Raw genomic sequence first — 25,507 nt, forward strand, 5'->3', positions numbered from 1 at the left:
CGTAGCGCCTTCAGACCGTCAGGATTTCCTTTTCCTTGGCGGCAAGCAGCTGATCGACTTCGGCGATCACGCCGTCGGTCGCCTTCTGGACCTCGTTCGACAGGCGCTCCTGATCGTCCTCGGAGATCTCGTGATTCTTCTCGAGCTTCTTGATCACGTCGAGGCCGTCGCGGCGCACGTGGCGTACCGCGACCTTGGCCGCTTCCGCATATTTGTGCGCGACCTTGACGAGCTCCTTGCGGCGCTCCTCGTTGAGTTCGGGAATCCGCAAGCGCAGCACCTGTCCTTCGGTCGCCGGCGACAGGCCGAGGTTGGAGTCGACGATTGCCTTCTCCACGGCCTTGACCATCGTCTTGTCCCAGACCTGCACCGAGAGCAGGCGCGGCTCGGGCACGCTGATGGTGGCAACCTGGTTGAGCGGCATATGCGAGCCGTAAGCCTCGACCTGGACCGGCTCCAACATAGAGGCCGCGGCACGGCCGGTGCGCAGGCCGCCGAGCTCGTGCTTGAGCGATTGCGTGGCGCCCTGCATGCGGCGCTTCACGTCGTTGATGTCAAAACCAGCTGCGGCCATGACGTTTCTCCCTTTCACTAGAAACCGGCTGTCGACGCCCTCGGGTCCAAAATCTGGACCCGGAGGCGCGGCAATCAGCCGGCGACGACGGTGCCGTGTCCGGTACCGCGCAGAATCGCACCGATCGAACCGGGCTCCGCGATAGAGAACACGATGATAGGCAGCGACGTCTCGCGGGCAAGTGCGAAAGCGGTCGCGTCCATGACCTTGTAGCCGCCCTCGATCGCCTGCGAATGGGTCAGGCGGTCGAAGCGCTTGGCTTTGGGGTCCTTCTTCGGATCGGCGCTGTAGACGCCGTCGACATTGGTGGCCTTCAGCACCGCCTGCGCGCCGATTTCGGCCGCGCGGAGCACGGCGGTGGTGTCGGTCGTGAAGAACGGGTTGCCGGTTCCACCGCCGAGCAGGACGATGCGTCCCTCGGCGAGATATTTGTGCGTTGCACTACGGGTGAACAGCTCGGAAATCTCCGGCATCACGAATGCCGACAAGGTCCGCGCCGGGGTTCCCTTGCGCTCGATCGCCGCCTCCAGCGCGAGGCAGTTCATCATGGTGGCAAGCATACCCATGGTGTCGCCGGTCGGCCGGGAGACGCCGCGCGAGGACACCTCGACGCCACGGACGATGTTGCCGCCGCCGATCACGACGGCGACCTCGATACCGAGCTTGCGGGCTGCGATCAGGTCGTCGGCGATGCGATCGACCGTCGGTTGATCGATACCGAACCCGTGGGAGCCGGCCAGATATTCGCCGGACAGCTTGATCACTACGCGACGATAGATCGGCTCAGCCATGATGCGATCGCTTTCTTATCCCGCGCAGGCAGGCCTCCGGCGCAGAGCGCCGGACGCCCTGGTGTCAGCGGTTACTTCTTGCCGCTGGCGGCCGCGACTTCGGCGGCGAAGTCACTTTCCTGCTTCTCGATTCCCTCACCGAGAGCATAGTTCACAAAGCCAGCGATTTTGATCGGCCCGCCGACCTTACCCTCAGCTTCCTTCAACGCCTGGGCAACCGACTTGCCGCTGTCGTGGATGAAGGCCTGATCGAGCAGGCAGACCTCCTTGTAGTAGGTCTTCAGGCCGGAATCGACGATCTTCTCGATGACGTTCTCCGGCTTGCCCTGCTGGCGGTACTTGTCGGCCAGCACGTCCTTCTCGCGCTTGACGGTCTCCGGATCGAGCCCGGCCGGGTCGAGCGCCAGCGGCTTCGCCGCCGCGACGTGCATGGCGAGCTGGCGGCCGAGCACCGCGAGCTCGTCGGTCTTGCCGGCGGACTCCAGCGCCACGATCACGCCGATCTTGCCGGCGCCCTCGACGACCGCGTTGTGGACATAGCTCGACACCACGCCCTTGCTCACCTCGAGCGAGGCGGCGCGGCGCAGCGTCATGTTCTCGCCGATGGTCGCGATCGCGTCGGAGATCGCGGTCTCGACGGTGACGTCGCCGACCTTGGCCGCCTTGATCTTCTCGACGTCAGCGCCGTTGTGCAGCGCGACCTGGGCGATCATCTTGACCAGGCCCTGGAACTGCTCATTGCGCGCAACGAAGTCGGTCTCCGAGTTGACCTCGACCAGCACGCCCTTGGTGCCGGAAGTCAGCGCGCCGATCAGGCCCTCGGCCGCGACGCGGCCGGCCTTCTTGGCGGCCTTGGAGAGGCCCTTCTTGCGCAGCCAATCCTGCGCTTCCTGCATGTCGCCGTTGTTCTCGGTCAGCGCCGCCTTGCAATCCATCATGCCCGCGCCAGTCGACTCGCGGAGCTCCTTGACCATCGCTGCTGTGATCGTTGCCATCGTTCAATGTCCTTCTTGCCTGTACAGAAACCGCGGCGCCCGATGGCGCCGCTATCTGCAACAGGGAGATCGTTGTTCGTGGAATAGAAGCGGCGGCCGGGCGAGACCCGGCCACGCCGCGTAGCCTTTATTCCGCTTCGGCGAGCGTCTTGGCCTGGGCGACCCAGGCGTCGGCACGGCTCGGCAGACCGACTTCTTCGCCGATCTTGTGCGCGGTGTCGTGGTCGAGCTCGGCGAGCTGCCAGTAGTGGAAGATGCCGAGGTCGTTGAGCTTCTTCTCGATCGCACCGGACACGCCGGTGAGCTTCTTGAGGTTGTCGGCGGTGCCGCGCGGGCCGGCGAGGCCCTGGAAGCCGGACGGCGCAGCCGCCGGAAGGTCTTCCTGCACGGGCGTCGCCGACGCACCGATGTCGATTCCGGAATCGCCCTGAGCGCGCGAGATGCCATCGATGGCGGCGCGCGCCACGAGATCGCAATACAGCGAGATCGCGCGGCCGGCGTCGTCATTGCCCGGCACCACATAGGTGATGCCCTTCGGGTCCGAATTGGTGTCGACGATCGCCGCGACCGGGATGTTGAGCCGCTGGGCTTCCTGGATCGCGATGTCTTCCTTGTTGGTGTCGATCACGAAGATCATGTCGGGAAGGCCGCCCATGTCCTTGATGCCGCCGAGCGAACGGTCGAGCTTGTCGCGCTCGCGCTGCAGCGTCAGCCGCTCCTTCTTGGTGTAGGAGTTGGCTTCGCCCGACGACAGCACGTCGTCGAGATGACGCAGGCGCTTGATCGAGGCCGAGATCGTCTTCCAGTTGGTCAGCGTGCCGCCGAGCCAGCGCGAGTTGACGAAGTACTGCGCCGAACGCTTGGCAGCGTCGGCAACGCCGTCCTGGGCCGAGCGCTTGGTGCCGACGAACAGGATGCGGCCGCCCTTGGCGACGGTATCGCTGACCGCCTGCAGGGCACGGTGCAGCATCGGCACGGTCTGCGCGAGGTCGATGATGTGGATGTTGTTGCGGGCGCCGAAGATGTAATCCTGCATCTTCGGATTCCAGCGGTGGGCCTGGTGGCCAAAGTGAACGCCAGCTTCAAGCAACTGACGCATAGAAAAATCGGGTAGCGACATAGTGATAATTCTCCGGTTGGTTCCTCCGGAAACGTGTGAGCAAACGCGCCTGAATGGCCCGGTTGCCACCGGACGGCCTTGAGAGCCATGTTTCCGTGTGAGATGGCGCGCTATATAGCGCGATTTGCGCCAGAAGCAAGGAAATACGGCCGGTTACACCGGCCGGCCGGGCCCAATTCGTGCCGAAACGGCACTGTTTGGCGTCCGGAGTCCCCAGTTTACAGGGTCTGCACGTCGACCACGCCCGCCACCGCCTTGATCGCGCCGGCGATCTGCGGCGAGACCTTGTAGCGGCCGGGCAGCTTCATCTCCACCTCGGTTTCGAGGTCCAGCATCATCACCAGCGAGACGTCGCCATCGGCCCCCGCCGCCGGTGGCGGCGCGGCGGCCGGCTTCACGGCCGGTGCCCTTGCTGCGCCGCCCGGGGCGGGCGCGGCTTCCGGCATGTTGAGGCGGCGGGCGATCGACTCCAGCGGCTTGGTGTCGCGGACGAAGATGCGCAGGCCCTTCTGCGTCTTGGCCGCGGCGTGATCCAGCGGCTCGGCGTGCAGCACCCTCGCCCGCACGTCCTCGCCCTGCAATTCGGCGCCGAGCTGCAACAGCACGGCCGCGCCCGGCTCGAGCACATCGCGGTATTGCGCAAGGCCCTCCGAGAACAGCACCGCCTCGAAATGGCCGGTCGGGTCCGACAGGCCCATGATGCCCATCTTGTTGCCGGTCTTGGTGCGCCGCTCCATGCGCGACACCACGGTTGCCGCGACCTTGCCCGCCGTGGCGCCGGTCTTCACCGCGCGGGAGAATTCCGCCCAGGACTGCACGCGCAGCCGCTTCAGCGCGGTGGCGTAGTCGTCGAGCGGATGGCCCGACAGGAAGAAGCCGATCGCATCATATTCGCGCCGCAGCCGGTCGGCGGGCAGCCACGGCTCGATCTGCGGCAGCATGATGCTCGGCGCGTCCGCCGCGCCGCCGAACATGTCGTTCTGGCCCGAGGTCGCCGCCTCATGGCTGCGCTGGCAGGCGGCGAGGATCGCATCGGCGCCGGCGAAGACGCGCGCGCGGTTCGGCTCCAGCGTGTCGAAGGCGCCGGCCGCCGCAAGGCTCTCGATGATCCGCTTGTTGACGGCGCGCGGGCTCACCCGCGCGGCGAAATCGGCGAGCGAGGTGAAGGCCCCCTTCTTGTTGCGCTCCTCGATGATCTGCTCGACCGCCTGGATGCCGACGCCCTTCAGCGCCGCGAGCGCGTAGTAGATCGTGTTCTCGCTGACCTCGAAGGTCGCGCCGGAGCGATTGATGTTGGGCGCCTCGACCTTGATGCCGAGCCGTTGCGCCTCGGAACGGAATTCGGACAGCTTGTCGGTGTTGTTGAGTTCGAGCGTCATCGACGCCGCCAAAAACTCAACCGGGTAATGCGCCTTCATATAGGCGGTGTGGTAGGACACCAGCGCATAGGCGGCCGCGTGGCTCTTGTTGAAGCCGTAGTCGGCGAACTTGGCGAGCAGCTCGAAGATCGTCTCGGCCTGGCCCTTCGCCACGCCGTTCTTCATCGCACCGGCGACGAAGATGTCGCGCTGCTTGTCCATCTCGGCGCGGATCTTCTTGCCCATCGCGCGGCGCAGCAGGTCGGCCTGGCCGAGCGAGTAGCCAGCCATCTGCTGCGCGATCTGCATCACCTGTTCCTGATAGATGATGACGCCGAAGGTCTCCTTCAGGATCGGCTCCAGGATCGGATGCAGATATTCCGATTCCTCGTCGCCGTGCTTGCGCGCGCAATAGGTCGGGATGTTCGCCATCGGGCCCGGGCGATACAGCGCCACCAGCGCGATGATGTCCTCGAAGCGGTCCGGCCGCATGTCGATCAGCGCGCGCCGCATGCCCTGGCTTTCCACCTGGAACACGCCGACGACATCGCCCCGCGCCAGCATCTGATAGCTCGGCGCATCGTCGATCGGCAGCGTCGCGAGATCGATATGGACGTTGCGCTGCTTGAGCAGCTTCACCGCGACGTCCAGCACGGTCAGCGTCTTCAGGCCGAGGAAGTCGAATTTCACGAGGCCCGCCGGCTCGACCCATTTCATGTTGAACTGGGTGACCGGCATGTCGGATTTCGGATCGCGGTAGAGCGGCACCAGCTCGCTCAGCGGCCGGTCGCCGATCACGATGCCGGCGGCATGCGTCGAGGCATGGCGCGTCAGGCCTTCGAGACGCTGCGCGATGTCGAACGCACGCGCGACCACCGGATCCTCGTCGCGGAACGCCTGCAGCTTCGGCTCGCCCTCGATCGCCTGCGCCAGCGTCACCGGCGCTGCGGGATTCTGCGGCACCAGCTTGGTCAGCTTGTCCACCTGCCCATAGGGCATCTGCAGCACGCGCCCGACGTCGCGCAGCACGCCGCGCGCCTGCAGCGTACCGAAGGTGATGATCTGCGCCACCTGGTCGCGGCCGTAGCGCTCCTGCACGTACTGAATCACCTCGCCGCGGCGGTCCTGGCAGAAGTCGATGTCGAAGTCCGGCATCGAGACGCGTTCGGGATTGAGGAAGCGCTCGAACAGCAGCGCAAACCGCATCGGATCGAGGTCGGTGATGGTCAGCACCCAGGCGACCAGCGAGCCGGCGCCGGAGCCGCGGCCCGGCCCGACCGGAATGCCCTGCGCCTTCGCCCATTTGATGAAGTCGGAGACGATCAGGAAGTAGCCCGCGTATTTCATGCGGGTGATGACGTCGAGCTCGAAGGCAAGCCGCTTGCTGTAGTCCTCTTCAGTCATTCCCGGCGAGAGACCGTGTACCCGCAGGCGATTCGCGAGCCCCTCCTCGGCCTGGCGCTTCAACTCGGCGGCCTCGTCGGCGGCGGCATCGGCGCTGGCGGCGGCACCCACCGTGAAGAACGGCAGGATCGGTTTGCGGGTCTTCGGCCGGAACGAGCAGCGCTCGGCGATCTCCACCGTCGAGGCCAGCGCCTCCGGGATGTCGGCGAACAGCACCGCCATTTCCGCGCGGGTCTTGAAGCGGTGATCCGGGGTCAGTTGCTCGCGGTTGGTCTCGGCAATCAGATGGCCGCCGGCGATGCAGAGCAGCGCGTCATGCGATTCGTAGTCGTCATTGCTGGCAAAATACGGCTCGTTGGTCGCGACCAGCGGCAGGCCCTTGCTGTAGGCGAGATCGATCAGGCCGCCCTCGGTGCGGCGTTCCTTGTCGGCCCCGTGGCGCTGCAATTCGATGTAGAGGCGATCGCCGAACAGACTGGCGAGGCGCTCGCAGCGGGTGGTCGCCAGCGCCGCCTGTTCTGCCCGCAGCGCCAGCGCGATCGGCCCGTCCGGGCCGCCGGTCAGCGCAATCAGGTCCTCGGCGTCGTCGGTGAGCCAATCGAACTTGATGTGCGGGGTCTGGTTGACCGGCGTCTCCAGGAACGCCCGCGAGTTCAGCCGCATCAGGCTGCGGTAGCCGCGCTCGCGCGCCGCCAGCAGCACGATTCGCGCCGGGCCCGTCGTCGCAAGGATGCTCCGCGTATTCGGATCGACGTCGCCGAAATCCACCGCCAGCTCGCAGCCGACGATCGGCTGGATGCCGTAGCCGGCCATCTTGTCGGAGAATTCCAGCGCGCCGAACATGTTGTCGGTATCGGTCAGCGCCAGCGCCGGCTGGCGGTCGGCCTTCGCGAGTTCGCCCAGCTTGGCGATCTTGATCGAGCCCTTCAGCAGCGAATAAGCGGAATGAACGTGAAGGTGAACGAATCCGGCATTCGGCATGGCTGCTTACGGAATCTCTTGAGTCAGGGATGGAGCGAGCGCCAGGGCCGGAACTCGAAAGTGTCAGACCCGACTCGCAATCCCATGGTGGAGCCTGACCCCTGCCAAGTCCACGCCGAACGCGGCGTGGCGGCAAGTCCTCCTGCTTTTCCCCAGGGGCAGACCATGCCGCCAGCGATGCCCCTGTCCCCGCGGGCGCATTTTCAGAATTGGGTGATCAGCTGGGCCCACACCGCGATCATCCCGACGAACAGCGTGATCGATGCCAGCGCTGCAGCTTCCTGTACGAAAATCTTCAACATGGCCGCTCTCCCTGAACTGGAACGTATGTAGAACATTGTTCCTTTTTTGTTCTAGGAGTCAAGCAACGCCGGCGACCCAGTTCGAGAAGTGACCCCTGTGGTTAATTCCTGAGCGGCCGACGTCTCGCCGCCGACAGTGATCCGGATGGCGAACTCGTCTTGAGCCTCCGGGGAGCTAGTTACCGCAGCAATTCCCAGCCTGCCCGGGAGGGCAAAGGACCGTTCCGTATGAGCAAAACACGCAGCAATCTCCTGCTTTCGGTTTCAGGCGAGTGCCGCAGCCCTTGCAATCATAGAAGAACCGGCAGGCGTCGGTCGGCATCGTCTCGATGGAGACATGGCCGCAGGACGGGCACGTCAGTTGGGAAGTCAGCTGCAGGTCCGTCATGCCCGCGAATATGCGGCGTTGACTGTTCGGTTGGAAAGCCCCGCCCAATCAAACCCGACCCGAATACCGGAGCGGACGGCAAAGCCCGTCCCCTGCTCCTGGCCGATCGGCGGCGCCGCCAGGCCAACAAAAAACCCCGGGCCGAAGCCCGGGGTTTTCGATGCCGCTTGAATTAAGCGAGCGATCAGTACTTCGCGATGACCGGGCCACCGAACTTGTAGTTCAGACGGCCGAGGACCATGTCGGTGTCGCCACCGGTGTGGAAGCCGGTCACGGCAACACCAGCCGGGGTCACGAAGGTCGCGCCATGGGTGTCTTCGAAGATGTGGTTGTACTCAACGCCGAGCGACCAGCCCTGCGAGAAGGCGAATTCGAGGCCAACACCGACCGTCGGGCTCCAACGGGTGTCGAAGCCGGTCTCGGACGCCAGATTGCCGGCCGCGTTGAGGAACTGGAAGTTGCGATCGGTGACCGCAGCACCGCCCTTGGCGTACAGCAGGACGTTATTCCAGGCGTAGCCGATCTGACCGGTGAACAGGCCGAACGCATCGGTCTTCGAGCGAACGATGCCGCCCGGGACGACCAGGTTGCCGGTGCTGCCGGAGAAGTCAGCCCAGTTGCCCTGAGCTTCCAGACCGAACACCCAGCCGCCGGCCTGCCAGCGGTAGCCGATCTGGCCACCGACGGTGCCGCCGTTGGCGTCGAAGCTTCCGACGCCGCCGAAGCCGTCGACCGAACGGTTGTCGTGGCTCTGGCCCCAACCACCGTTGATACCAATGTAGAAGCCAGTCCAATCATAAACAGCGGCAACCATGGGCGGCGGAGCCTTGGTGTAAGGGCGAGCCGCGAGGTCAGCCGCGGAAGCAGCAGTCGCGCTGAGCGCGAGCATGCTGGCGGTGACAAGCAAAATCTTTTTCATTTTCCCGTTCCAACTTTTTCTACAGGCCCCCAAGGCCGCGAGACACCGTCATAGCAGCCCCCGGCGGAATTGCTGTAACTTCGCGGCAACAGGCAGGGCCAAACGACTTCGCTCAAATTTGAAGTTAATACTGTATTACGGGCACTTCCTGGAGTTTTTGCCACATAATTGCCGCACAATCTTCACAATTCGGATCTGCGTGCGCAGCTGGGCGCAAGATCGTTGACCGGAACCGGCTTGTCCGATTTGGATCGTCGCCAAGGTCGAATCTTCGCAGCAAAAGGAATGCACATGCGGACGATGATTCTTGCTGCTGCGGCGTCTGTGGCCGCATTCGCGACGCTGGGGACTGTGCCCGCGCATGCCGTCGGCGTGCGTTACCCGTTCTGCATTCAAGGCGACCGCTATCCCGGCCTGAGCAACTGCTCCTATCCGTCGTATGAGGCGTGCCTGGCCACCGCTTCGGGCATCGGGCAGAACTGCATCGCCAACCCCTATTATGCCGGCGACAACGACCCGCGCTCGTATCTTCACGTGTCCCCGCGGGACCGCCGTGAGGGCAATTTCTTCGACCTGTTCATCCACTGATACGCTCGGTCCGGCAACCCCGGCGCGGGAATGTGAGTTGATCCGGCGCTGCGCACAGGTGCCTATTCGCGCGCGCTCGGCATCAGCATTGCCGGCGCCGACGAGGAGATTTCTGATGCGCAGTCTGATTCTGGCACTCTTGCCGACACTCCTGGCCTTGGCAGCCGCGCCGGCCAGCGCCCAGAAATACGATTCGACCTCGCCGGTCTGCAAAACCAACTACCGATGGGGCGGTGAGGATACCGACTGCGGCTACACGTCGATCGCGCAGTGCCAGGCTTCGGCGTCCGGCCTCGCGGCGATCTGCATCAACAACCCCTACTATGCCGGGCCGCCGATCGACAGGCAGCCGAGAGCATCCGGCAGACGGCCTCGCCCCGCTTATTGAGAGCCAGAAGTATTTCGTTCCGATCGAAGCGACACGGAAAAAGGCTGCGGATTCTCTCGTCTTAGCGCGGCTTCTTCACGCGCACCGCTAGCCAGTTCACGCGACGGCGCACTATTCGAGCTCGACAACCTGTCCGTTCGACAGCGACACCCGGCGATCCATTCGCGCGGCGAGATCCAGATTGTGAGTCGCGATCAGCATCGCGACCCGGGTCGCCTTCACGAGTTGCATCAGCGCGTTGAAGACGTGGTCGGCCGTGCCGGGATCGAGATTGCCGGTCGGCTCGTCCGCGAACAGTACCCGGGGCGCGTTGGCAACCGCGCGCGCGATCGCGACACGCTGCTGCTCGCCGCCCGAGAGCTCGGCTGGGCGATGGGTGATGCGATCGCCGAGCCCGAGATAGGAGAGAATCTCGGTCGACCGTTTCACGGTTTCGGAGCGTTTGAGGCCACGAATCATCTGCGGCAGCATGACGTTCTCGAGCGCCGAGAACTCCGGCAGCAGCCGGTGCGATTGATAGACGAAGCCGATATCGGAACGGCGAATCTGGGTGCGGTCGACGTCGGACATCTGCGAGGTCGGCGTGCCCGCGACATAGACTTCGCCGTCATCGGGGGTCTCCAGCAGGCCCGCGATGTGCAGCAATGTCGACTTGCCGGATCCCGACGGCGCCACCAGCGCCACCGATTGACCGGGCCACAGCGCGAGATTGGCGCCGTTCAGGACGGTCAGCGTCGCTTCGCCCTGCCGGTATTCCCGCTTGATGTCATGAAGATAGACGACCGGTGTGTCTTCCGCCCCCTCCGCCATGTGCGCTCCTTATTCGTACCGGAGCGCGTCGACCGGATCGAGGCGCGCGGCGCGCCACGACGGGTAGAGCGTCGCAAGGAAGGACAGCGTCAGCGCCATGATCACGACGGCGAGCGTCTCGCCAAAATCGATTTCAGCAGGCAGCTTCGACAGGAAATACAGTGTGGGATCGAACAATTCCGTGTTGGTGAGCCACGACAGGAACTGCCTGATGGTTTCGATGTTGAAGCAGATCAGCAAGCCGACCAGCAGACCGACCAGCGTGCCGACGACGCCGATCGATGCGCCAGTGATCAGGAATATCCGCATGATCGAGCCCTGCGAGGCGCCCATGGTCCGCAGGATCGCGATGTCCTGGCCCTTGTCCTTCACCAGCATGATCAGTCCCGAGACGATGTTGAGCGCCGCGACCAGCACGATCATGGTCAGGATCAGGAACATCACGTTGCGTTCGACCTGAAGCGCGTTGAAGAAGGTCGAATTGCGCTGCCGCCAGTCGACCAGGAACACCGGCCGGCCGGCCGCCTCCGTCACCAGCTTGCGATAGGTTTCGATCTTGTCCGGATTGGTGGTGAACACCTCGATCGAGGACACGTCGTTGTTGCGGTTGAAATAGGCCTGCGCCTCGGTCAGCGGCATGAACACGAAGGTCGAATCATATTCCGACATGCCGATCTCGAACACCGCAGTGATCTTGTAGGGCTTGATGCGCGGCGTGGTGCCCATCGGCGTCACCGCGCCCTTCGGCGAGACCAGCGTGATCATGTCGCCGGCATGCAGCGAAAGCTGGTCGGCGAGGCGGCGACCGATCGCGACGCCCTGCCCCTCATCAAAGCCCTCGAGCGAGCCTTGCTTGATGTTCTTGGCGATCGAGGTGAGGTTGTTGAGATCGTCGGCGCGGATGCCGCGGATGAAGACGCCGGCGGCGTTGAACGGCGATGAGCCGAGCCCCTGCCCGTCGACCACCGGCGCGGCGAGGCGGATGCCCTGCACCTGACTGATGCGGTCGGCGACATCCTTCCAGTCGGTCAGCGGCGATTCCAGCGGCTGCACCAGAATATGTCCGTTGAGGCCGAGGATCTTGTCCAGCAACTCCTTGCGGAAGCCGTTCATGACCGCCATCACCACGATCAGCGTGGCGACGCCGAGCATGATGCCGAGGAACGAAAAGCCGGCGATGACCGAAATGAAGCCTTCCTTGCGGCGCGCGCGCAGATAGCGTCCGGACAGCAGCCATTCGAATGGCGCAAAGGGCGGGGTACGGACTGGCTCGCTCATGGTCTCATCCATCTGTCGATAATCCCATGATTCGGGCCAAATGTGGCCGGATTACCCCGCCGATCAGCGCGGCGTGAATAAACTTTAACCCGCGAGCTTCGCGACCACGTCGGCGGGGCTCATGTTGTCGCGTGAGCCGTCGCTGCGACGCTTCACTTCGACCTTGCCGTCCGCAAGCCCCTTGGGTCCGACCAGAATCTGCCACGGGATGCCGATCAGATCGGCCGCGGCGAACTTGGCGCCGGCACGCTGGTCGGTGTCGTCGTAGAGCACGTCGACGCCCTTCGCCGAGAGCTCGCGATAAAGCTGCTCGCAGGCGCCATCGACCGCGGCATCGCCCTGCTTGAGATTGAGGATCGCGGCGCGGAACGGCGCGACGGCCTCGGGCCATTTGATGCCGGCGTCATCGTGACACGCTTCGATGATCGCGCCGACCAGACGCGACACGCCGACGCCGTAGGAGCCGCCATGGATCGGCACGTCGACGCCGTCGGGACCGGCCACCATCGCCTTCATGGTCTCGGAATATTTGGTGCCGAAATAGAAGATCTGGCCGACCTCGATGCCGCGCGTGTTCAGCCGCTTTGCCTCAGGCACTTCCTGTTCGAAGCGCGCAGCCTCGTGGACGTCCTCGGTCGCGGCGTAGACCGAAGTCCACTGCTTGATGATCGGCGTCAGATCACCGTCATAATCGACGTCCGCGCCCGGCACCGGCAGGTCCAGCACATCGCGGTTGATGTAGACGCCGGACTCGCCGGTCTCCGCGAGCACGATGAATTCGTGGCTGAGGTCGCCGCCGATCGGGCCGGTCTCGGCCCGCATCGGGATCGCCTTGAGGCCCATCCGCGCAAAGGTGCGCAAATAGGCCACGAACATCTTGTTGTAGGAGCGCCGCGCGCCGGCCTCGTCGAGGTCGAACGAATAGGCGTCCTTCATCAGGAACTCGCGGCCGCGCATCACGCCGAAGCGCGGACGCTGCTCATCGCGGAATTTCCACTGGATGTGGTAGAGGTTGAGCGGCAGGTTCTTGTAGGACTTGATGTAGGAGCGGAAAATCTCCGTGATCATTTCCTCGTTGGTCGGCCCGTACAACAGCTCGCGCTTGTGACGATCGAGGATGCGCAGCATCTCCGGGCCATAGGCGTCGTAGCGGCCGCTTTCGCGCCAGAGATCGGCGAGCTGCAGCGTCGGCATCAAGAGCTCGAGCGCGCCGGCGCGGTCCTGTTCCTCGCGAACGATCTGCTCGATCTTCTTCAGCACCCGGAAACCGAGCGGCAGCCAGGCATAAATGCCGGCAGCCTCCTGCCGCATCATGCCCGCGCGCAGCATCAGCCGATGCGAGACGATCTCCGCCTCTTTCGGGTTTTCTTTCAGGATGGGCAGGAAAAACCGCGACAATCGCATGGCGTTACTCGGGAATCAGGAAAGCGTGGGAAGAGCTGCAGTGAAACCGGATCGGCTGTGAAAACACAAGGCCGCCAAATAAGAAAAACCCTTCAAATCAGGCGATTTTCGGCCATTTGAACGAATTGCGTACCATCGAAGTGCCCAGCGCGCCGACCGCGGCTTTACCTGACCTCGAAATCGTCTTCCAGCGTCACTTTCTTGAAATCGGTCACCAAGGCGTCGATCTGCATGTGCCAGCGGCCCGGCACCGGCAACGGCACCTTGCGCACGTGCCAATAGCCATCGGCACCGCGCGCGGCGGCGCGTTCCATCGGTTCGATGCCGCGCTCGGGCAAGCTCAGCGTCAGCGTCGCCTCCTTGGCCGTGAACGGGCTGGCATCGCCGTTCATCAGCTGCAGCACGAAGTCATTTTGCCCGGCCTTGCCCGGCGCGATCAGCACCTGGAACATCGCGGCATCGGTGTGGATGTGGACCGCGAGCGGAACATCGGCCGACATCGCCAGCACGCGCGGCGGCGGCGTGAAGCGCCAGAGTGCAACGAGGCCGAGAATGGCGATCATCAGCACGAATTCGAGCGCGATCGAGCGCTGCAGCGGCCGTGTCCGATGAAACTCGCGCGCGATGGCCGGCGTGAACACCAACCGGTTCAGCGCAGCGAGCCCGAGCAACAACACCACCAGCACCAGTTTCGCAACCAGGATGTTGCCGTACCCGGTGTCGATCAGCGCGTGAAAACTGTCGAGCTGGACGATCGCGAGCGCCAGGCCCGACAAGGCGATCAACGCGACGACCGGCACCGCGATCGTCGAAAAATGCCGCAGCACCCGCAGCAGCGAATCCTTGCGCTGCCAGGCAAGCACCGCCAGCGGCGCGAGCGCGCCCATCCAGAACGCCACGCCCACGCCATGGATGAACAGCGCGGCTCGCGTCAGCCATTGCGGCGAAGCGGTGGCGGCGTGGCCGCTGACCGCAAACGACAGCCCGACACAGATCATTGCGATCGCGGTGCGGGTGAAAGCTGCACCGAACGACGGGCTGCGCCAGGCGATCGCCGCGATTAGCATCGCGGCGATCGCGAGCAGCAGCGCGGGAAACAGGCTGGTAGCGGCGGCGCTGGCCCATGCCGCCCACGTCACGATGCCCGAGAGCGGCAGGTTCAAGAGGTCGACACCCTGCAAGCCAAGCGACGCGATCGCGCCGACAAGGCCGATCTTCAGCGACCACATGATCAGCCGTTCGCCGGCCGGGCCCTGCCCGATCCAGGCGGCAAAGAACACGCCGCCGACGCCGGCAAACAGGCCCAGATAGAGCCCGAGCCGCGCCAGCCAGATCAACACATCGAGCACGCCGTCGCTTGACGGCGCCGCCGAGCCGGTGACGACGCCGATCGAAAACAGCAGCGAGCCCGCGACCGGATGGCCATCCTGCGACACCACGCGATAGCTGACCACCTGCGTGCCCTGCGGCAGGCCCGCCGGCAGCGTCACCATCACCGACTGGTCGACGGCGCGGAACGCGACGTCGCGCGGCTTGCCCGCGGCGTCGAGCAGGCTGACCGCCGTCGGCGCCACCGCTTCGTTGAAGCGGAGCACCACCGTCCTGGGTGCTTCAGCCACCACGCTGCCGTCGGCCGGTTCGGCGCCGATCAGGACGGCATGCGCATGGGCTGAGGTCGCAAGACACAGCGCCACGAGCAGCGCTGCGAGGTTTGCGACCAGCCGCATCGCTTACGACTTCGGCAGCAGCTTGACGCCGGGAGCCGGTGTCTTGCTGCCATGGTCGTGCCCGCCGCCCTGCCCGTCGGCTGGGGTATCGATCCAGCGGCTGACGCCCTGCTCGCACTCCTGCACGACCGGAAAGTACAACGTGGTGTTGGGCTTCAAGGTATCGGTGAGAAACGTCTGCATCACGAACTCGTCGTAGTTCTGGTCCGCAAGCTTGCCACCGCTCCAGGCGACTTCCTTGACGCCCTCGGAAAGCTTGGCGCCGTGATAGTCGTATTGGGCGGCGTATTTGCCGGTGACCGCATCGAGAGTCCAGCCCGCCTTCGGCATCGGCTTAACTCCGATCACGCCCTCCGGAATCTGCACCCGGATCTTGATTGTCGCCGAGCCCGCGCAGCCATGCGGCACGGCGAACACCGCCTTGTAATACGATCCGACCGCCGCCTGCTTTCCTTCGAGTGTGATATGCGCGATCGCCGGCTGCGCTGCGAGCAGCGCCGCCGTGGCAATGAGGAACGTCTGTGATCGCATGGCTGCCTCACATCTTCTTCATGTCCATGTGACCGGAATGGTCGCCATGGCCGGAATGACCGCCGCCCGGCCCCTGCGCGCCGACGGCCTGCACGTCCAGCGAGACCGAGACCTTGCCGGCCTTTTCGAACTCGAGCGTGACCGGCACCTTGTCGCCCTGCTTCAGCGGATTCTTCAGATCGAACATCATCAGGTGATAGCCGCCCGGCGCGAGCTTCACGGTCTTGCCGGGCTCGATGGTGAGGCCCTTGTCGAGCGCACGCATCTTCATCACGCCATTGTCCATCGACATCTCGTGGACTTCGATCTTGCCGGCAACATCGCCGGTGCCTGACACCAGCCGGTCGGGCGTCGTCCCCTTGTTCTCGATCGTCAGGTAGCCGCCGCCGATCTTGGCACCGTTCGGCGTTGCGCGCGTCCAGGCCTGCGTGATCACGAGATCGCCGGCCTTGACGTCCTCCGCGCGCGCGGACGTCGACGCGAGTGCAGCGGTCAGCGCTGCGAGGGCAAGGATGCGGGAGAGCGTCTTCATGGCGACGGATTTCCTTTCAAGTTGAAATTCAAGTGTCATCGGGTTGCTGCCGACTGGGCGCTGGACCATTTGTTCAGATCGGCGATTTCGGCCGCCCCTTCGATCGTCGTGATCGTTCCATCCCGGGAAATCAGCATGGTTCGCGGGATATCGCCTTGCCAGGCCGGATCGATCTCAAATCTCAACCGCTCGGCAAAGCCGTCGTCGAAGATCCAGTTTTCGGCCGCGCCGAGGCCGGCGCGATCCAGCATCGATCGCGTCGCTTCCGGAAGGTTGGGAACCAGATCCGCGCTGATCGTGACGATATCGATTCCGGGATGATCCTTCATGAACTGGCCAAGCTCCGGCAACTCGACCTTGCATGGTCCGCAGGTCACTCCCCAGAAATGCACCAGGGTCGGACGACCGGCATGCGCATGCAGCAGCTTTTGCCAGCTGCCGCGTTCGAACGGCTTTGGCGCGCCCTCTCCCGCCGCCAATGCGGACGGCAGCGTCGCGAGCAGGACCAGCGCAGCCAGCAGATAACGCTTCATGGTTCGCCTTCGCCCTCGATCGCTTGAAAATGGTAGCCGTCGGCCTTCGTCATCCACGACAGATAGGTCTGCCGGCTGTCCGAGACGAGCAGCGGATGGTCGGAACTGTCGGCGGTATCCGCGATCACCGTTGGCTTCGACCATGTCGCTCCATCGTCGTGCGATGTCATGAGATCGATTGTCGTCTTCTGCCCGTCGAATTCCTTCCAGGCCATGACAAGCCCCTGCGGCCCCGCGATAATCTGCGGCCGGGATGGGCTGCGGTTCGGCTGACCGACCGGAAGCGGATCGGAGAAGGTTTTGCCGCCGTCGCGCGAGCGCGCATAGAACAATCCCTTGCGCGCCTTGCCGTTGGTGTACCACGTCACATGGTAGGTTCCTTCGGGCGATATGGTCAGGCTCGGACCGTGATGCGGACAGGCCGCGATCTGCCAGTCGTCGCGGCTCACCCGATGTATCTCGCCGGGCGTAGCCAGGTCGGAGAACGTCACGACCGCATGGTCGCGCACGCCGCCTTCAAAGATGTTCCGGAACACGACCACAGGATGGCCCGCACCATCGAACGCCAGCGCGAGGCGGCAGCACTCGCAGGTGTTGTCGGCGACGAGACGCGCGTCGGAATAGGTTGCTCCGCCATCTCCCGATGACGCGAAAAACAATCCGGCACCGTCATATTTCTGGCCGCGCTGCTGCGCCGGCACGCGGTTGCGCTTGTCGAGCCACGCGGCAAACATCGCCCCCGCAGGATCGAAACCGATCGCCTCGAACCGTTGGCTCTCATTGTTCGTGGTGATCGGCTTCGGCGCATCGAAGCTGCGCCCGCCATCGGTCGATCGCGTGGTCAGCACCTGACCGTTGAAATTCTGATCGCGGAAGATCGAGAAGGCCACAGCGATGTTGCCCTTGGCATCAATCGCAAGCTTCGGCCGCGCATCCGGTCCCCAATCGAGACTGAGCCGCTCCCGTGTGACCTGCACCGGTGTGGAAAAGCTCTTGCCCTGGTCTTTTGAGCTCGCGACGGAGATATGGCCGCCGGCCATCCACAGCAGCCACAATGTCCCATCCCGCCCAAAGGCGGGCGTGACCTTGGTCGCGCAGCGCAGGGCCGTCTCTTCGCAGGCCGCTTCGGAGGCGTGCTGATGGCTCATCTGTGCGACGGCAAGGCTCGGCAAGGCCGCGAGCATGAGCGATGCAAGCAGCGTCAGGGCGACCGGTTTGCGATAGGTCATCGATGCGCTCCTCATTTGAACGCAATCTTCATGCCCGCCACGACGGCGCGCGGCGATCCGGCATAGATCGAGTTGGTCGAGTTCGCCAGTACGCTCGCGGGATTTTGAATGCCTGCCGCGGTCACCGAATTTGAGATGTTGTTCGCCGACGCCACGTACGTCCGGTCGAAGACGTTCCTCACCTCGATGTAGAGGTTCAGCGCCTTGAAATAATCGGAGACGAGATCGGTCTTGTAGTGCAGATTGAGGTTGACCAGCTCATAGCCCGGCGCCTTCAAGAGGTTGGCGTTGTCCATGTAGAAGCTGTCCTTCCACTGCACTTCGACGAACCCGCCAAGTCCCTGAAACTGACCCGACAGCTGGTCGTAGCCCAACCGCGCCGTGAGCTCGTTCGGCGAAATGCCGGGAATCTTGTTGCCGGCGCGATTGAAGCTGAACACCGCGCCGTTCGTGATGTTCTCGACGTATTCCGTGTAGACCTCGTCGAGATAAGTGTAGGCCGCCGAGAACCGCCAGCCCGGCAGGAATTTCCAGTCGGCGGCCAGCTCGACGCCGCGATGCTCCGATCGCGGCGCGTTGAACGTGTAGGAGATGCCCGCAAGCGGCGTGGCCTGAGAAACGAGCTCGTCCTTGAAGAACTCGTAGAAGCCCGTGACGCTGAGCTTGAGCGCGTTGTTCGGTGTCCAGTCGGCACCGACATCGTAACCGAGATTCTTTTGCGTCCGCAGCTGGGTGTTGTTGCCCGAGGCGCCACTCGGCAGGACGAACAAATTGCTGACCTGCGGCGTGCCGTATCCGGTTGCCACTCGTCCACGGACTTGCCACTCGCTGCTCAGCCGGTACAGCAATGCGAGCTCGGGCGCGGTATTCTGGAATTGCCGGTCCGCCGTCGTGATCGCCGTGGTCGTGGTTCCGGCCGCGCCGGCGTAGCTGTAGGCGGTGTTCCGGCCCGTCAGACTGGTGGCCTCCCAGCCAATGCCGGCAACGGCCGTCAGCGCAGACGTGAGCTTCAATTCCTCGCGTGCGCGAACACCGTAATTTGTCGTCGTGCTGAACAAATTGCTCGACAGGCTTCCGAGCGTCGCATTTCCGCCCGGCATTACATTGCGCGTGTCGCTCGACGCGGTGAGCGTATTGTAGAAGCCGCCGAAATAGGTCGTCGAATCCAGCCCAAAAATATCGCCGCGTCTGACGACGTCGCTCATGTAGTTGTAGGACGGGAAGTCGCCGATCGCGCTCGTCGATCCCGTCGGTTGATTGATATTGCGGTCGTCGAAGACGAACTGGTTGCGCCAGGTGGTCTGGTTGTCGAAGTCGTGCTCCCAGCGGCCGCCGACGATGGTACGGCGGTCGTCGCGCCCGAGACCGGCCTGAACCGCGGTCTCCCTGTCGGTCCCGGCCGCCGCGTTGAATCCGTTGTTGAACAACGTCACGGTGGCGCATCCCGGCGCGGCCGTCGCGCCGGTCGTGCAGCCCTGCTGGAACGGGTTCTGGTAGAACTGGTTGAGCGAGGAGCGGATCGGCAGGCGCGTCGTCAGGTCGTTGTTGATCAGCTTCACCGTGAAGCGGTCGTCCGGCGTGACCTGCAGCGTGCCGAGGAAATTAACGGTCTGTGTGTTGAACCAGCTGTTGCCGATGTAGCCGTCGCCGCGCGCGTCGCTCGCGAACAGCGAGGCCTCGAAATTGCCGACCTTCTTGCCCGCCGCGAGATAGTTGTTGAGGTAACCGAAGCTGCCGCCGTCGACGCCATACTCGACGCCGTCGATCTTGCCGCCCGGCCGGGTCCTGAAATTCAGCGCGCCGCCGGTCGCATAATTGCCGTAGAGCGCCGATGACGGCCCGCGGACCACGTCGATGGCGCCATAGGCATGCGGATCGATCAGGTCGCTGCGCGACAGGCCGTCCGGCTGGGTCACCGGGAAACCGTCGTCGAAGATGACGAGGTTGCGGATGCCGAAGCCGTTCCGCGCATTCGACCCGCGGATCGAGATGCCGAAATCACGCGGGCCGTTGCCCTGCTTGATCGAGATGCCCGGACTGTCGCGCAGCACATCGGCGACGGAGAACGCCGGTCGGTTGTCGAACTGGCTGCGGTCGATGGTCGTCTGCGTTTGGCCTGTCGGCGCCCGGTTCAAACCGTCGCGGGTCGCGGCAAGCGTCTCCCCCGGCCTCGCGCCGTCCGCTGGGGCCGCCGTCACGGCTGGCGCTGTCGCCGGCTTCGGCGGCCGCCGCACGGACGCGGCACGAACGCGCGGCTTCTGCGCCGCCGGCTTGGCGCGCACCGCCGTCCGGGGCGCCTCGACGGTGACGGAGGGTAGCTCTGTGCTGGGCGCCTGGGCTTCGGCAGCGGACGGCAATGCGCAAAGCGTCGCGCCCAGCGCGAGCACGCTTGCCGCCTCCAGCGGATGATAGCGAAACATGGATGAATCCTGACACCGGCGCTCCGGCCGGCTTGCTCAAGGGCACTTGCTGGCGCGGGACGCACCGGCAGCGACAAGGTCGTCAGGAAAACAGCGGCGGCGCGCGGGCTTGCGCCGAGAGGCCGGCGCGCGAACGATCGAGCTCGGAGGCGAAATCAAGCCAGGCGATCGGGTTCGGCAGGCGTTCGACGGCCTGGGCCACAACTTGCGGGCTATCAACCGGCGCACCGGTCTGCAGCACGCTGCAGGCCGAGCAGCAGCCGTCATGGGCGTCGTGACTGGTCTGGTCACCCTGCCCCGCTCCGGAGCCGGCATCGCCGTGGCAGATGGTGGCGGCCGCGAGCGGATCGGACGCGGCAAGGCTCGCCGCCCAGCAGGCCCCGATCGGTGCAAGAATCTGCACCAGCAGGGCAACCAAGACGATGGGCAGAAAATTCTTCAGCCGCCGGCGCATCGCAAATCCATCCGCCACGGAACTAACCACCATGGGCGCCGGAAGTCGAGATCGCCGATGCGTCCGGTTTCTTCCAGCCGACGGAAATAACCGAGCGTGGCACTTGCGTCACGGCAACTCCGAAATCAGTCGTATCCCCTTACCCTGCCACGTGTTTTATATCTCCCGTCACAACCGCCGGTGGCGCCATCCCAATCATTTCGCAAATTGCTCGAAAATTGAACAATCGTTGCCGAAAATGATGACAAGCCTGGAAAGATAGTCTACCAATTCGGGCTCAGGCCAGCCGCGAGGTGTGTCCTGGTGGTCCAAGTCTCGGGAGGAGCCCGACGCGCACAAGCAGCGTCACCCCATCAATCAAGATCAAATCGAATTTTTGGGGCAAATAGGGTCGACACAATTTTTGGAGCAGGGCTTTGAGCCCTGCTCTTTTTTTATGTGATGATCGCAATCCACTATGGCTCCATCATTGAATCCGATCGAACGCAGCTTTGAACTCGCAGCAGCGGCTTGCGATGATCTGACACCGTCAGTCTATCGCCGCCTATTTCGCGAACATCCCGAGACGCAGGCGATGTTTCGCACCGAAGGCAGCGAGCCGGTGAAAGGCTCGATGCTGCAGCTGACGATCGAAGCCATCCTCGATTTCGCGGGCGAGCGCCGCGGACATTTTCGCCTGATCGAATCGGAAGTGTTCTCGCACGACGCCTACGGCACGCCGCGCGAACTGTTCGTCGCGTTCTTCGCGGTGATCGCCGATACGCTGCGCGACATTCTCGGCGAGCAATGGTCTGCGGAGATCGATGCTGCGTGGCACAAGCTGCTCGGCGACATCGAAGCCATCGTGCTGCAGCAGAAACATCTCGTGGACGAGAGGCCGTAGCGTCACCGTTCCGATTGTGACACACTCGCTTTATCCGCGGCGCGTGCAACTGACGCCGACGGTCAGAAAAACGAAGAGGGAGCAAGCAATGCCAGGGACCGACAAGGGGATGGACAAGGCGTCGACGACGCGGCGCGACCTTCTGCAGATGGCGGCGGCAGGTGGAGCTGCGGCCGGCCTGTTCGGCGGAATGGGCATGACGACGTCGGCGCTCGCCGCCGAAACGGGACGCTCGGAAAAGCCGCTGAAGGCGGCATTGTCCAATGCCGGACTGCAGGCGACGTGGTGCGCGCAAGGCAAGCAGGCCGCCGAGTTCTGGGGCAAGCTGTTCAACGTCGAGGTGACCTGGTTCGACGGCCAGCTCGATGCCGTCAAGCAGCGCGCCGCGATCGACAACATGGCGTCGCAGAAATGGGACTTCGTCGCGATCCAGGCGTTCGGCATCGGCACGCTGACCCAGCCGGTGCAGAAGATGATCGACGCCGGGACCCCCGTGATCGACATGGACACGCTTATTGCTCCTCTCGATCAAATTAACGTCCACTCGTTCCTCGCACCTGACAACGAGTTCATGGGCGCCTCCGTAACGCAGGCGCTGTGCAACGCGATCGGCGGCAAGGGCAAGGTCATCATGACCCAGGGCGCGCTCGGCCATACCGGCGCGCAGGGCCGCGCCAAGGGCTTCAACTCGGTCATCAAGCAGTTCCCGAACATCGAGGTGCTGGATACCCAGCCCGCCGACTGGGACGTCTCGAAGACCGCCCGGCTCTGGGAAACCTATCTGACCAAATACTCGCAGATCGACGCCGCCTTCTTCCACAATGACGACATGGCGCTCGCCGCCTACAACATCATGAAGGCGCGCAACCGCACCAACATCCTGATTGGCGGTGTCGACGCCATGCCGCCGGCGATTCAGGCGGTCAGCGAAGGCCGCATGTTCGCGACCGTCCGCAATCCGTCCTGCCGCATCCATGGCGGCGCGATCGTCGCGGGCGTCGCCGCCGTGGTCGGCGGCGAAAAGAGCGGCCAGGGCATTCCGAAGAATGTCGTGACCGACGGTCCCGTCGTGACCAAGGCCAACGCCGCCGGCATGCAATGGATGGAGGATCATTTCCTGATCTGAGCGGGCCTCATGACGCAGGGACGCTCGGCGATCCTCGAATTGCACCAGATCACGAAGGCCTTCGGCGGCGTCGAAGCCCTTCGTGGGATCGACTTCGCGCTGCACGCCGGCGAGATCCATGGTCTCGTCGGCGAGAACGGCGCCGGAAAAAGTACGCTGATGAAGATCATCGCCGGCGTGCATCCGGAGTTCTCCGGCCGCTTCATGCTGGACGGCAAGGAGACCCGCTTCCGCTCCACCCGTGACGCGCACGCCGCCGGCATCGGCATGGTGCATCAGGAGCTCAGCGTCGCGCCTGATCTCACGGTCGCTGAGAATGTGTTCCTCGGCAACCAGCCGACCAACCGCCTCGGCTTCGTGCAATGGCGGCGGATGGCGCGCGAGGCCGGCGAGCAGCTGGCCCGGTTTGGCATCGACGTCAACCCGATGACGCGGCTCGGCGATTTGCCGATCGGCCTGCAGCAGCTGATCGAGATCGCTCGCGTGCTGTTTTCCGGCGCACGCATCATCATCCTGGACGAGCCGACCTCCGCCCTCTCTCCGCCCGAGGTCGAACGCCTCTTTGCGACGCTGCACAGGCTGCGCGACGAAGGCACCAGCATCGTCTTCATCTCGCACTTCATCGAGGACATTTTGCGGGTCTCCGACGTGGTGACGGTGTTCCGCAACGGGCGGAAGATCGCGGAGACCGCGTCCGCGGACACCACCAAGGGCGCCCTGATCGAGGCCATGATCGGCCGCGGCGGCGAGGCGCTGGAACACAGCTACACCGATGACCTGATGCTCCCGCAATCGAGCGGAGGCGCGGCGGTGCTGAAGGTGGATCAGCTCTCGCTGCGCCGCAGCCTGCGGGACGTCTCGTTCGAGGCCCGCTCCGGCGAAGTGCTCGGTATCTACGGCTTCATGGGCTGCGGGCAGCTGGAGCTGTCGCGCATCCTGTTCGGCAAGCTGCGACCCGACGGCGGAACGCTTGCGGTCGACGGCGCCACGAAGACGTTTCGCAGCACCGCGGCGGCGCGACGGGCCGGCGTCGCCCTGGTGCCGGAAAGCCGGCGCGCCATGCTGTTCCACCAGGAACCGGTCTACAAGAACATCTCGATCAGCATCCTCGAACGGATCTCGGCGCTGCTGCTCAAGCCGGTGCGCGAGCGTGCGATCGCCCAGCGCCAGGTCGAGCAACTGCAGATCCGGCCGCCGGTGGTCGGCCTCGATCTCGGCATGCTGTCCGGCGGCAATCAGCAGAAGGTGGCGCTGGCGAAATGGCTAGCCTATCCGCCGCGCGTCCTGGTGCTGTGCGAGCCGACCCGCGGCATGGATGTCGGCGCCAAGAACGACGTGATCAACATCGTGCGCGATCTCCGCGCCAAGGGGCTGGCGATCATCGTGCTGTCGACCGAGCCGGAGACGGTGCTGTCGCTGGCCGACCGGATCCTGGTGCTGAAGCGCGGCGCGGTGGTGCGCGAATTCGCGGGCGAAGCGGTCAGCAAGGACCGGCTGCTGGAGGCGGCCTAGAGCATGATCCGGAAAAGTGCGAAGCGGTTTTCCGATGCTCAAACAAACAGAGAAAGCGCGATGACCACCTCATCGCGCTTGATGGAGAGACATGATGGCAAGCAGTGACGGCGCCACGGCGCGAGCGGATCACCAGCGGTCGCGCGGGCTGGCGCCCTTCGTGCGCTCGCAGATGCGCAACATTGCGCCGTTCCTGACGCTGATCTTCCTCAGCGCCTTCTTCGCGATCGCGAGCCCGTCGTTTGCCACCATCGACAATGTCGGCAACATCCTCACGCAAGTGTCGGTCACCGGCATCATCGCCGTCGGCCTCACCTTCGTGATCCTGTGCGCCGAGATCGACCTGTCGATCGCCAGCATCGCCAACGTCACCGGCATTGCGGTGGCGTACTTCACGCTGCAGGAATCCTACGTCAACATCGCCAATGTCCCGATGCCGGGCATCGTCGCGATCCTGCTGGCGCTGGCGCTGTGCGCGCTGCTCGGCCTCGTCAACGCGCTGGGGTTGACCATGATCGGCATCCCCTCCTTCATCATGACGCTCGCCATGATGCAGATTGCGGCCGGCGTCTCGGCGCTGCTGGTGCGCGGCCAGATCGCCTACAAGGTGCCGGACCTGATCACGACGCTCGGCTCCGGCTCGATCGGCGGCATCCCCTGGATTGTGATCGTCGCCGCGGTGATGCTGCTCGGCGGCCACCTGGTGCTGACCTACACACGGTTCGGCCGCTACGTCTACATGGTCGGCGGCAACCGCGAGGCCGCGGAATTTGCCGGCCTCAACGTCAAGCTCATCCTCGGCAGTGTGATGGTGATCTCGGCGGTGTGCTCGGGGATCGGCGGCATGCTCGGCGTCGCCCATTTCGGCAGCGCCCAGCAGAACGAGTTCGATACCTATCTGCTGGATTCGATCGCGGCCGTGGTGGTCGGCGGCACCAGCCTGTTCGGCGGCCGCGGCGGCATCGGCAACACCATCGTCGGCCTGTTCGTGCTCGGCGTTCTCAACAACGGCCTCGACCACGTCAATATCGACAGCTTCCTGAAGATCCTGATCCGCGGGTTGATCCTGCTCGCGGCGCTGATCATCAACGTGTACGCGCAGCGGCTGCGGGAACAGGCGGCGGATTAAGGATGAAGGAGCTGAGCACACAGCTCTCTCCATTCGTCGTCCCTGCGAAAGCAGGGACCCATACGCCGCGGCGGGTATTGTTGAAGGAACTCGTCATTCCAGCGTCGCTCAACAATGATCGTTGGTGGTTA

The 25,507-nt window shown here is 64.3% G+C and carries 23 protein-coding genes; 6 read left to right on the forward strand and 17 right to left on the reverse strand.

Annotated features, from left to right (window positions below):
- Positions 1-10: 10 nt before the first annotated feature.
- From frr to ACVMB1_RS14210, 7 genes are all read right to left on the reverse strand, one after another.
- On the reverse strand, positions 11-574 hold the full coding sequence (frr, locus tag ACVMB1_RS14180) for a ribosome recycling factor (RefSeq protein WP_028334007.1): 564 nt from the start codon (positions 572-574) through the stop codon (positions 11-13).
- Between the two features lie 74 nt (positions 575-648).
- Positions 649-1,365, reverse strand: a complete 717-nt coding sequence (gene pyrH / locus ACVMB1_RS14185) for a UMP kinase (protein WP_028334006.1) — start codon at positions 1,363-1,365, stop codon at positions 649-651.
- A gap of 71 nt (positions 1,366-1,436) precedes the next feature.
- On the reverse strand, positions 1,437-2,360 hold the full coding sequence (gene tsf / locus ACVMB1_RS14190) for a translation elongation factor Ts (RefSeq protein ID WP_456814435.1): 924 nt from the start codon (positions 2,358-2,360) through the stop codon (positions 1,437-1,439).
- 127 nt (positions 2,361-2,487) lie between these two features.
- Positions 2,488-3,480 (reverse strand): 30S ribosomal protein S2, encoded by a 993-nt coding sequence (locus ACVMB1_RS14195; RefSeq protein ID WP_057016493.1) that lies wholly within the window; start codon positions 3,478-3,480, stop codon positions 2,488-2,490.
- 218 nt (positions 3,481-3,698) lie between these two features.
- Positions 3,699-7,223, reverse strand: coding sequence for a DNA polymerase III subunit alpha (gene dnaE, locus ACVMB1_RS14200; protein ID WP_057016492.1), 3,525 nt, complete (start codon positions 7,221-7,223; stop codon positions 3,699-3,701).
- A 477-nt stretch (positions 7,224-7,700) separates the two neighbouring features.
- Complete coding sequence (locus tag ACVMB1_RS14205) at positions 7,701-7,904, reverse strand: GDCCVxC domain-containing (seleno)protein (protein ID WP_456815249.1); 204 nt, start codon at positions 7,902-7,904, stop codon at positions 7,701-7,703.
- 193 nt (positions 7,905-8,097) lie between these two features.
- On the reverse strand, positions 8,098-8,832 hold the full coding sequence (locus tag ACVMB1_RS14210) for an outer membrane protein (protein WP_028333998.1): 735 nt from the start codon (positions 8,830-8,832) through the stop codon (positions 8,098-8,100).
- A 291-nt stretch (positions 8,833-9,123) separates the two neighbouring features.
- Between ACVMB1_RS14210 and ACVMB1_RS14215 the strand changes: the two genes are divergently transcribed.
- On the forward strand, positions 9,124-9,420 hold the full coding sequence (locus ACVMB1_RS14215) for a DUF3551 domain-containing protein (protein WP_245311361.1): 297 nt from the start codon (positions 9,124-9,126) through the stop codon (positions 9,418-9,420).
- Between the two features lie 115 nt (positions 9,421-9,535).
- On the forward strand, positions 9,536-9,808 hold the full coding sequence (locus ACVMB1_RS14220) for a DUF3551 domain-containing protein (protein WP_057016489.1): 273 nt from the start codon (positions 9,536-9,538) through the stop codon (positions 9,806-9,808).
- Positions 9,809-9,919: 111 nt separating this feature from the next.
- Here the strand turns inward: ACVMB1_RS14220 and ACVMB1_RS14225 are convergent, their stop codons facing one another.
- The 10 genes from ACVMB1_RS14225 to ACVMB1_RS14270 all read right to left on the reverse strand — a co-directional run bounded on the left by ACVMB1_RS14225 (position 9,920) and on the right by ACVMB1_RS14270 (position 20,726).
- A complete protein-coding gene (locus ACVMB1_RS14225) occupies positions 9,920-10,618 on the reverse strand; it encodes an ABC transporter ATP-binding protein (protein ID WP_016840545.1) in 699 nt (232 codons plus the stop codon).
- 9 nt (positions 10,619-10,627) lie between these two features.
- On the reverse strand, positions 10,628-11,908 hold the full coding sequence (locus ACVMB1_RS14230; RefSeq protein ID WP_028339647.1) for a lipoprotein-releasing ABC transporter permease subunit: 1,281 nt from the start codon (positions 11,906-11,908) through the stop codon (positions 10,628-10,630).
- Between the two features lie 72 nt (positions 11,909-11,980).
- Entirely contained in the window at positions 11,981-13,300 is a 1,320-nt protein-coding gene (gene proS / locus ACVMB1_RS14235; RefSeq protein WP_038380332.1) for a proline--tRNA ligase, read from the reverse strand.
- Between the two features lie 164 nt (positions 13,301-13,464).
- Complete coding sequence (locus ACVMB1_RS14240; protein ID WP_141342135.1) at positions 13,465-15,027, reverse strand: copper resistance CopC/CopD family protein; 1,563 nt, start codon at positions 15,025-15,027, stop codon at positions 13,465-13,467.
- A 3-nt stretch (positions 15,028-15,030) separates the two neighbouring features.
- A complete protein-coding gene (locus ACVMB1_RS14245) occupies positions 15,031-15,558 on the reverse strand; it encodes a YcnI family protein (protein WP_141342133.1) in 528 nt (175 codons plus the stop codon).
- Between the two features lie 7 nt (positions 15,559-15,565).
- Entirely contained in the window at positions 15,566-16,090 is a 525-nt protein-coding gene (locus ACVMB1_RS14250) for a copper chaperone PCu(A)C (protein ID WP_057016486.1), read from the reverse strand.
- Between the two features lie 35 nt (positions 16,091-16,125).
- Entirely contained in the window at positions 16,126-16,623 is a 498-nt protein-coding gene (locus ACVMB1_RS14255) for a TlpA family protein disulfide reductase (protein ID WP_141342131.1), read from the reverse strand.
- Positions 16,620-17,852 (reverse strand): sialidase family protein, encoded by a 1,233-nt coding sequence (locus tag ACVMB1_RS14260; RefSeq protein WP_246786910.1) that lies wholly within the window; start codon positions 17,850-17,852, stop codon positions 16,620-16,622. Before ACVMB1_RS14260 ends, ACVMB1_RS14255 begins: the two co-directional genes overlap by 4 nt.
- Before the next feature lie 11 nt (positions 17,853-17,863).
- Positions 17,864-20,272 (reverse strand): TonB-dependent receptor family protein, encoded by a 2,409-nt coding sequence (locus ACVMB1_RS14265; RefSeq protein WP_456816218.1) that lies wholly within the window; start codon positions 20,270-20,272, stop codon positions 17,864-17,866.
- A gap of 82 nt (positions 20,273-20,354) precedes the next feature.
- Positions 20,355-20,726, reverse strand: coding sequence for a DUF2946 domain-containing protein (locus ACVMB1_RS14270; RefSeq protein WP_076825366.1), 372 nt, complete (start codon positions 20,724-20,726; stop codon positions 20,355-20,357).
- Positions 20,727-21,183: 457 nt separating this feature from the next.
- Here ACVMB1_RS14270 and ACVMB1_RS14275 point away from each other — a divergent pair, with 457 nt between their 5' ends.
- From ACVMB1_RS14275 to ACVMB1_RS14290, 4 genes are all read left to right on the forward strand, one after another.
- Complete coding sequence (locus ACVMB1_RS14275) at positions 21,184-21,609, forward strand: globin (RefSeq protein WP_057016481.1); 426 nt, start codon at positions 21,184-21,186, stop codon at positions 21,607-21,609.
- A gap of 88 nt (positions 21,610-21,697) precedes the next feature.
- Positions 21,698-22,735, forward strand: coding sequence for a sugar ABC transporter substrate-binding protein (locus ACVMB1_RS14280; protein ID WP_141340989.1), 1,038 nt, complete (start codon positions 21,698-21,700; stop codon positions 22,733-22,735).
- Positions 22,736-22,744: 9 nt separating this feature from the next.
- Positions 22,745-24,247, forward strand: coding sequence for a sugar ABC transporter ATP-binding protein (locus tag ACVMB1_RS14285; protein WP_057016479.1), 1,503 nt, complete (start codon positions 22,745-22,747; stop codon positions 24,245-24,247).
- A 94-nt stretch (positions 24,248-24,341) separates the two neighbouring features.
- On the forward strand, positions 24,342-25,376 hold the full coding sequence (locus ACVMB1_RS14290) for an ABC transporter permease (protein WP_057016587.1): 1,035 nt from the start codon (positions 24,342-24,344) through the stop codon (positions 25,374-25,376).
- Positions 25,377-25,507: the final 131 nt, after the last annotated feature.

The sequence above is a fragment of the Bradyrhizobium sp. USDA 4504 genome (assembly GCF_054063995.1).

What these genes read in the sequence shown, in the direction of transcription:
- ACVMB1_RS14260 (WP_246786910.1), bottom strand. Translation starts at nt 17,852, where the DNA reads ATGACCTATCGCAAACCGGTCGCCCTGACGCTGCTTGCATCGCTCATG.
- ACVMB1_RS14285 (WP_057016479.1), top strand. Translation starts at nt 22,745, where the DNA reads ATGACGCAGGGACGCTCGGCGATCCTCGAATTGCACCAGATCACGAAG.
- ACVMB1_RS14245 (WP_141342133.1), bottom strand. Translation starts at nt 15,558, where the DNA reads ATGCGATCACAGACGTTCCTCATTGCCACGGCGGCGCTGCTCGCAGCG.
- ACVMB1_RS14280 (WP_141340989.1), top strand. Translation starts at nt 21,698, where the DNA reads ATGCCAGGGACCGACAAGGGGATGGACAAGGCGTCGACGACGCGGCGC.
- ACVMB1_RS14275 (WP_057016481.1), top strand. Translation starts at nt 21,184, where the DNA reads ATGGCTCCATCATTGAATCCGATCGAACGCAGCTTTGAACTCGCAGCA.
- ACVMB1_RS14240 (WP_141342135.1), bottom strand. Translation starts at nt 15,027, where the DNA reads ATGCGGCTGGTCGCAAACCTCGCAGCGCTGCTCGTGGCGCTGTGTCTT.
- pyrH (WP_028334006.1), bottom strand. Translation starts at nt 1,365, where the DNA reads ATGGCTGAGCCGATCTATCGTCGCGTAGTGATCAAGCTGTCCGGCGAA.
- ACVMB1_RS14270 (WP_076825366.1), bottom strand. Translation starts at nt 20,726, where the DNA reads ATGCGCCGGCGGCTGAAGAATTTTCTGCCCATCGTCTTGGTTGCCCTG.
- ACVMB1_RS14220 (WP_057016489.1), top strand. Translation starts at nt 9,536, where the DNA reads ATGCGCAGTCTGATTCTGGCACTCTTGCCGACACTCCTGGCCTTGGCA.
- frr (WP_028334007.1), bottom strand. Translation starts at nt 574, where the DNA reads ATGGCCGCAGCTGGTTTTGACATCAACGACGTGAAGCGCCGCATGCAG.
- ACVMB1_RS14225 (WP_016840545.1), bottom strand. Translation starts at nt 10,618, where the DNA reads ATGGCGGAGGGGGCGGAAGACACACCGGTCGTCTATCTTCATGACATC.
- ACVMB1_RS14215 (WP_245311361.1), top strand. Translation starts at nt 9,124, where the DNA reads ATGCGGACGATGATTCTTGCTGCTGCGGCGTCTGTGGCCGCATTCGCG.
- dnaE (WP_057016492.1), bottom strand. Translation starts at nt 7,223, where the DNA reads ATGCCGAATGCCGGATTCGTTCACCTTCACGTTCATTCCGCTTATTCG.
- ACVMB1_RS14210 (WP_028333998.1), bottom strand. Translation starts at nt 8,832, where the DNA reads ATGAAAAAGATTTTGCTTGTCACCGCCAGCATGCTCGCGCTCAGCGCG.
- ACVMB1_RS14230 (WP_028339647.1), bottom strand. Translation starts at nt 11,908, where the DNA reads ATGGATGAGACCATGAGCGAGCCAGTCCGTACCCCGCCCTTTGCGCCA.
- proS (WP_038380332.1), bottom strand. Translation starts at nt 13,300, where the DNA reads ATGCGATTGTCGCGGTTTTTCCTGCCCATCCTGAAAGAAAACCCGAAA.
- ACVMB1_RS14250 (WP_057016486.1), bottom strand. Translation starts at nt 16,090, where the DNA reads ATGAAGACGCTCTCCCGCATCCTTGCCCTCGCAGCGCTGACCGCTGCA.
- ACVMB1_RS14290 (WP_057016587.1), top strand. Translation starts at nt 24,342, where the DNA reads ATGGCAAGCAGTGACGGCGCCACGGCGCGAGCGGATCACCAGCGGTCG.
- tsf (WP_456814435.1), bottom strand. Translation starts at nt 2,360, where the DNA reads ATGGCAACGATCACAGCAGCGATGGTCAAGGAGCTCCGCGAGTCGACT.
- ACVMB1_RS14195 (WP_057016493.1), bottom strand. Translation starts at nt 3,480, where the DNA reads ATGTCGCTACCCGATTTTTCTATGCGTCAGTTGCTTGAAGCTGGCGTT.
- ACVMB1_RS14255 (WP_141342131.1), bottom strand. Translation starts at nt 16,623, where the DNA reads ATGAAGCGTTATCTGCTGGCTGCGCTGGTCCTGCTCGCGACGCTGCCG.
- ACVMB1_RS14265 (WP_456816218.1), bottom strand. Translation starts at nt 20,272, where the DNA reads ATGTTTCGCTATCATCCGCTGGAGGCGGCAAGCGTGCTCGCGCTGGGC.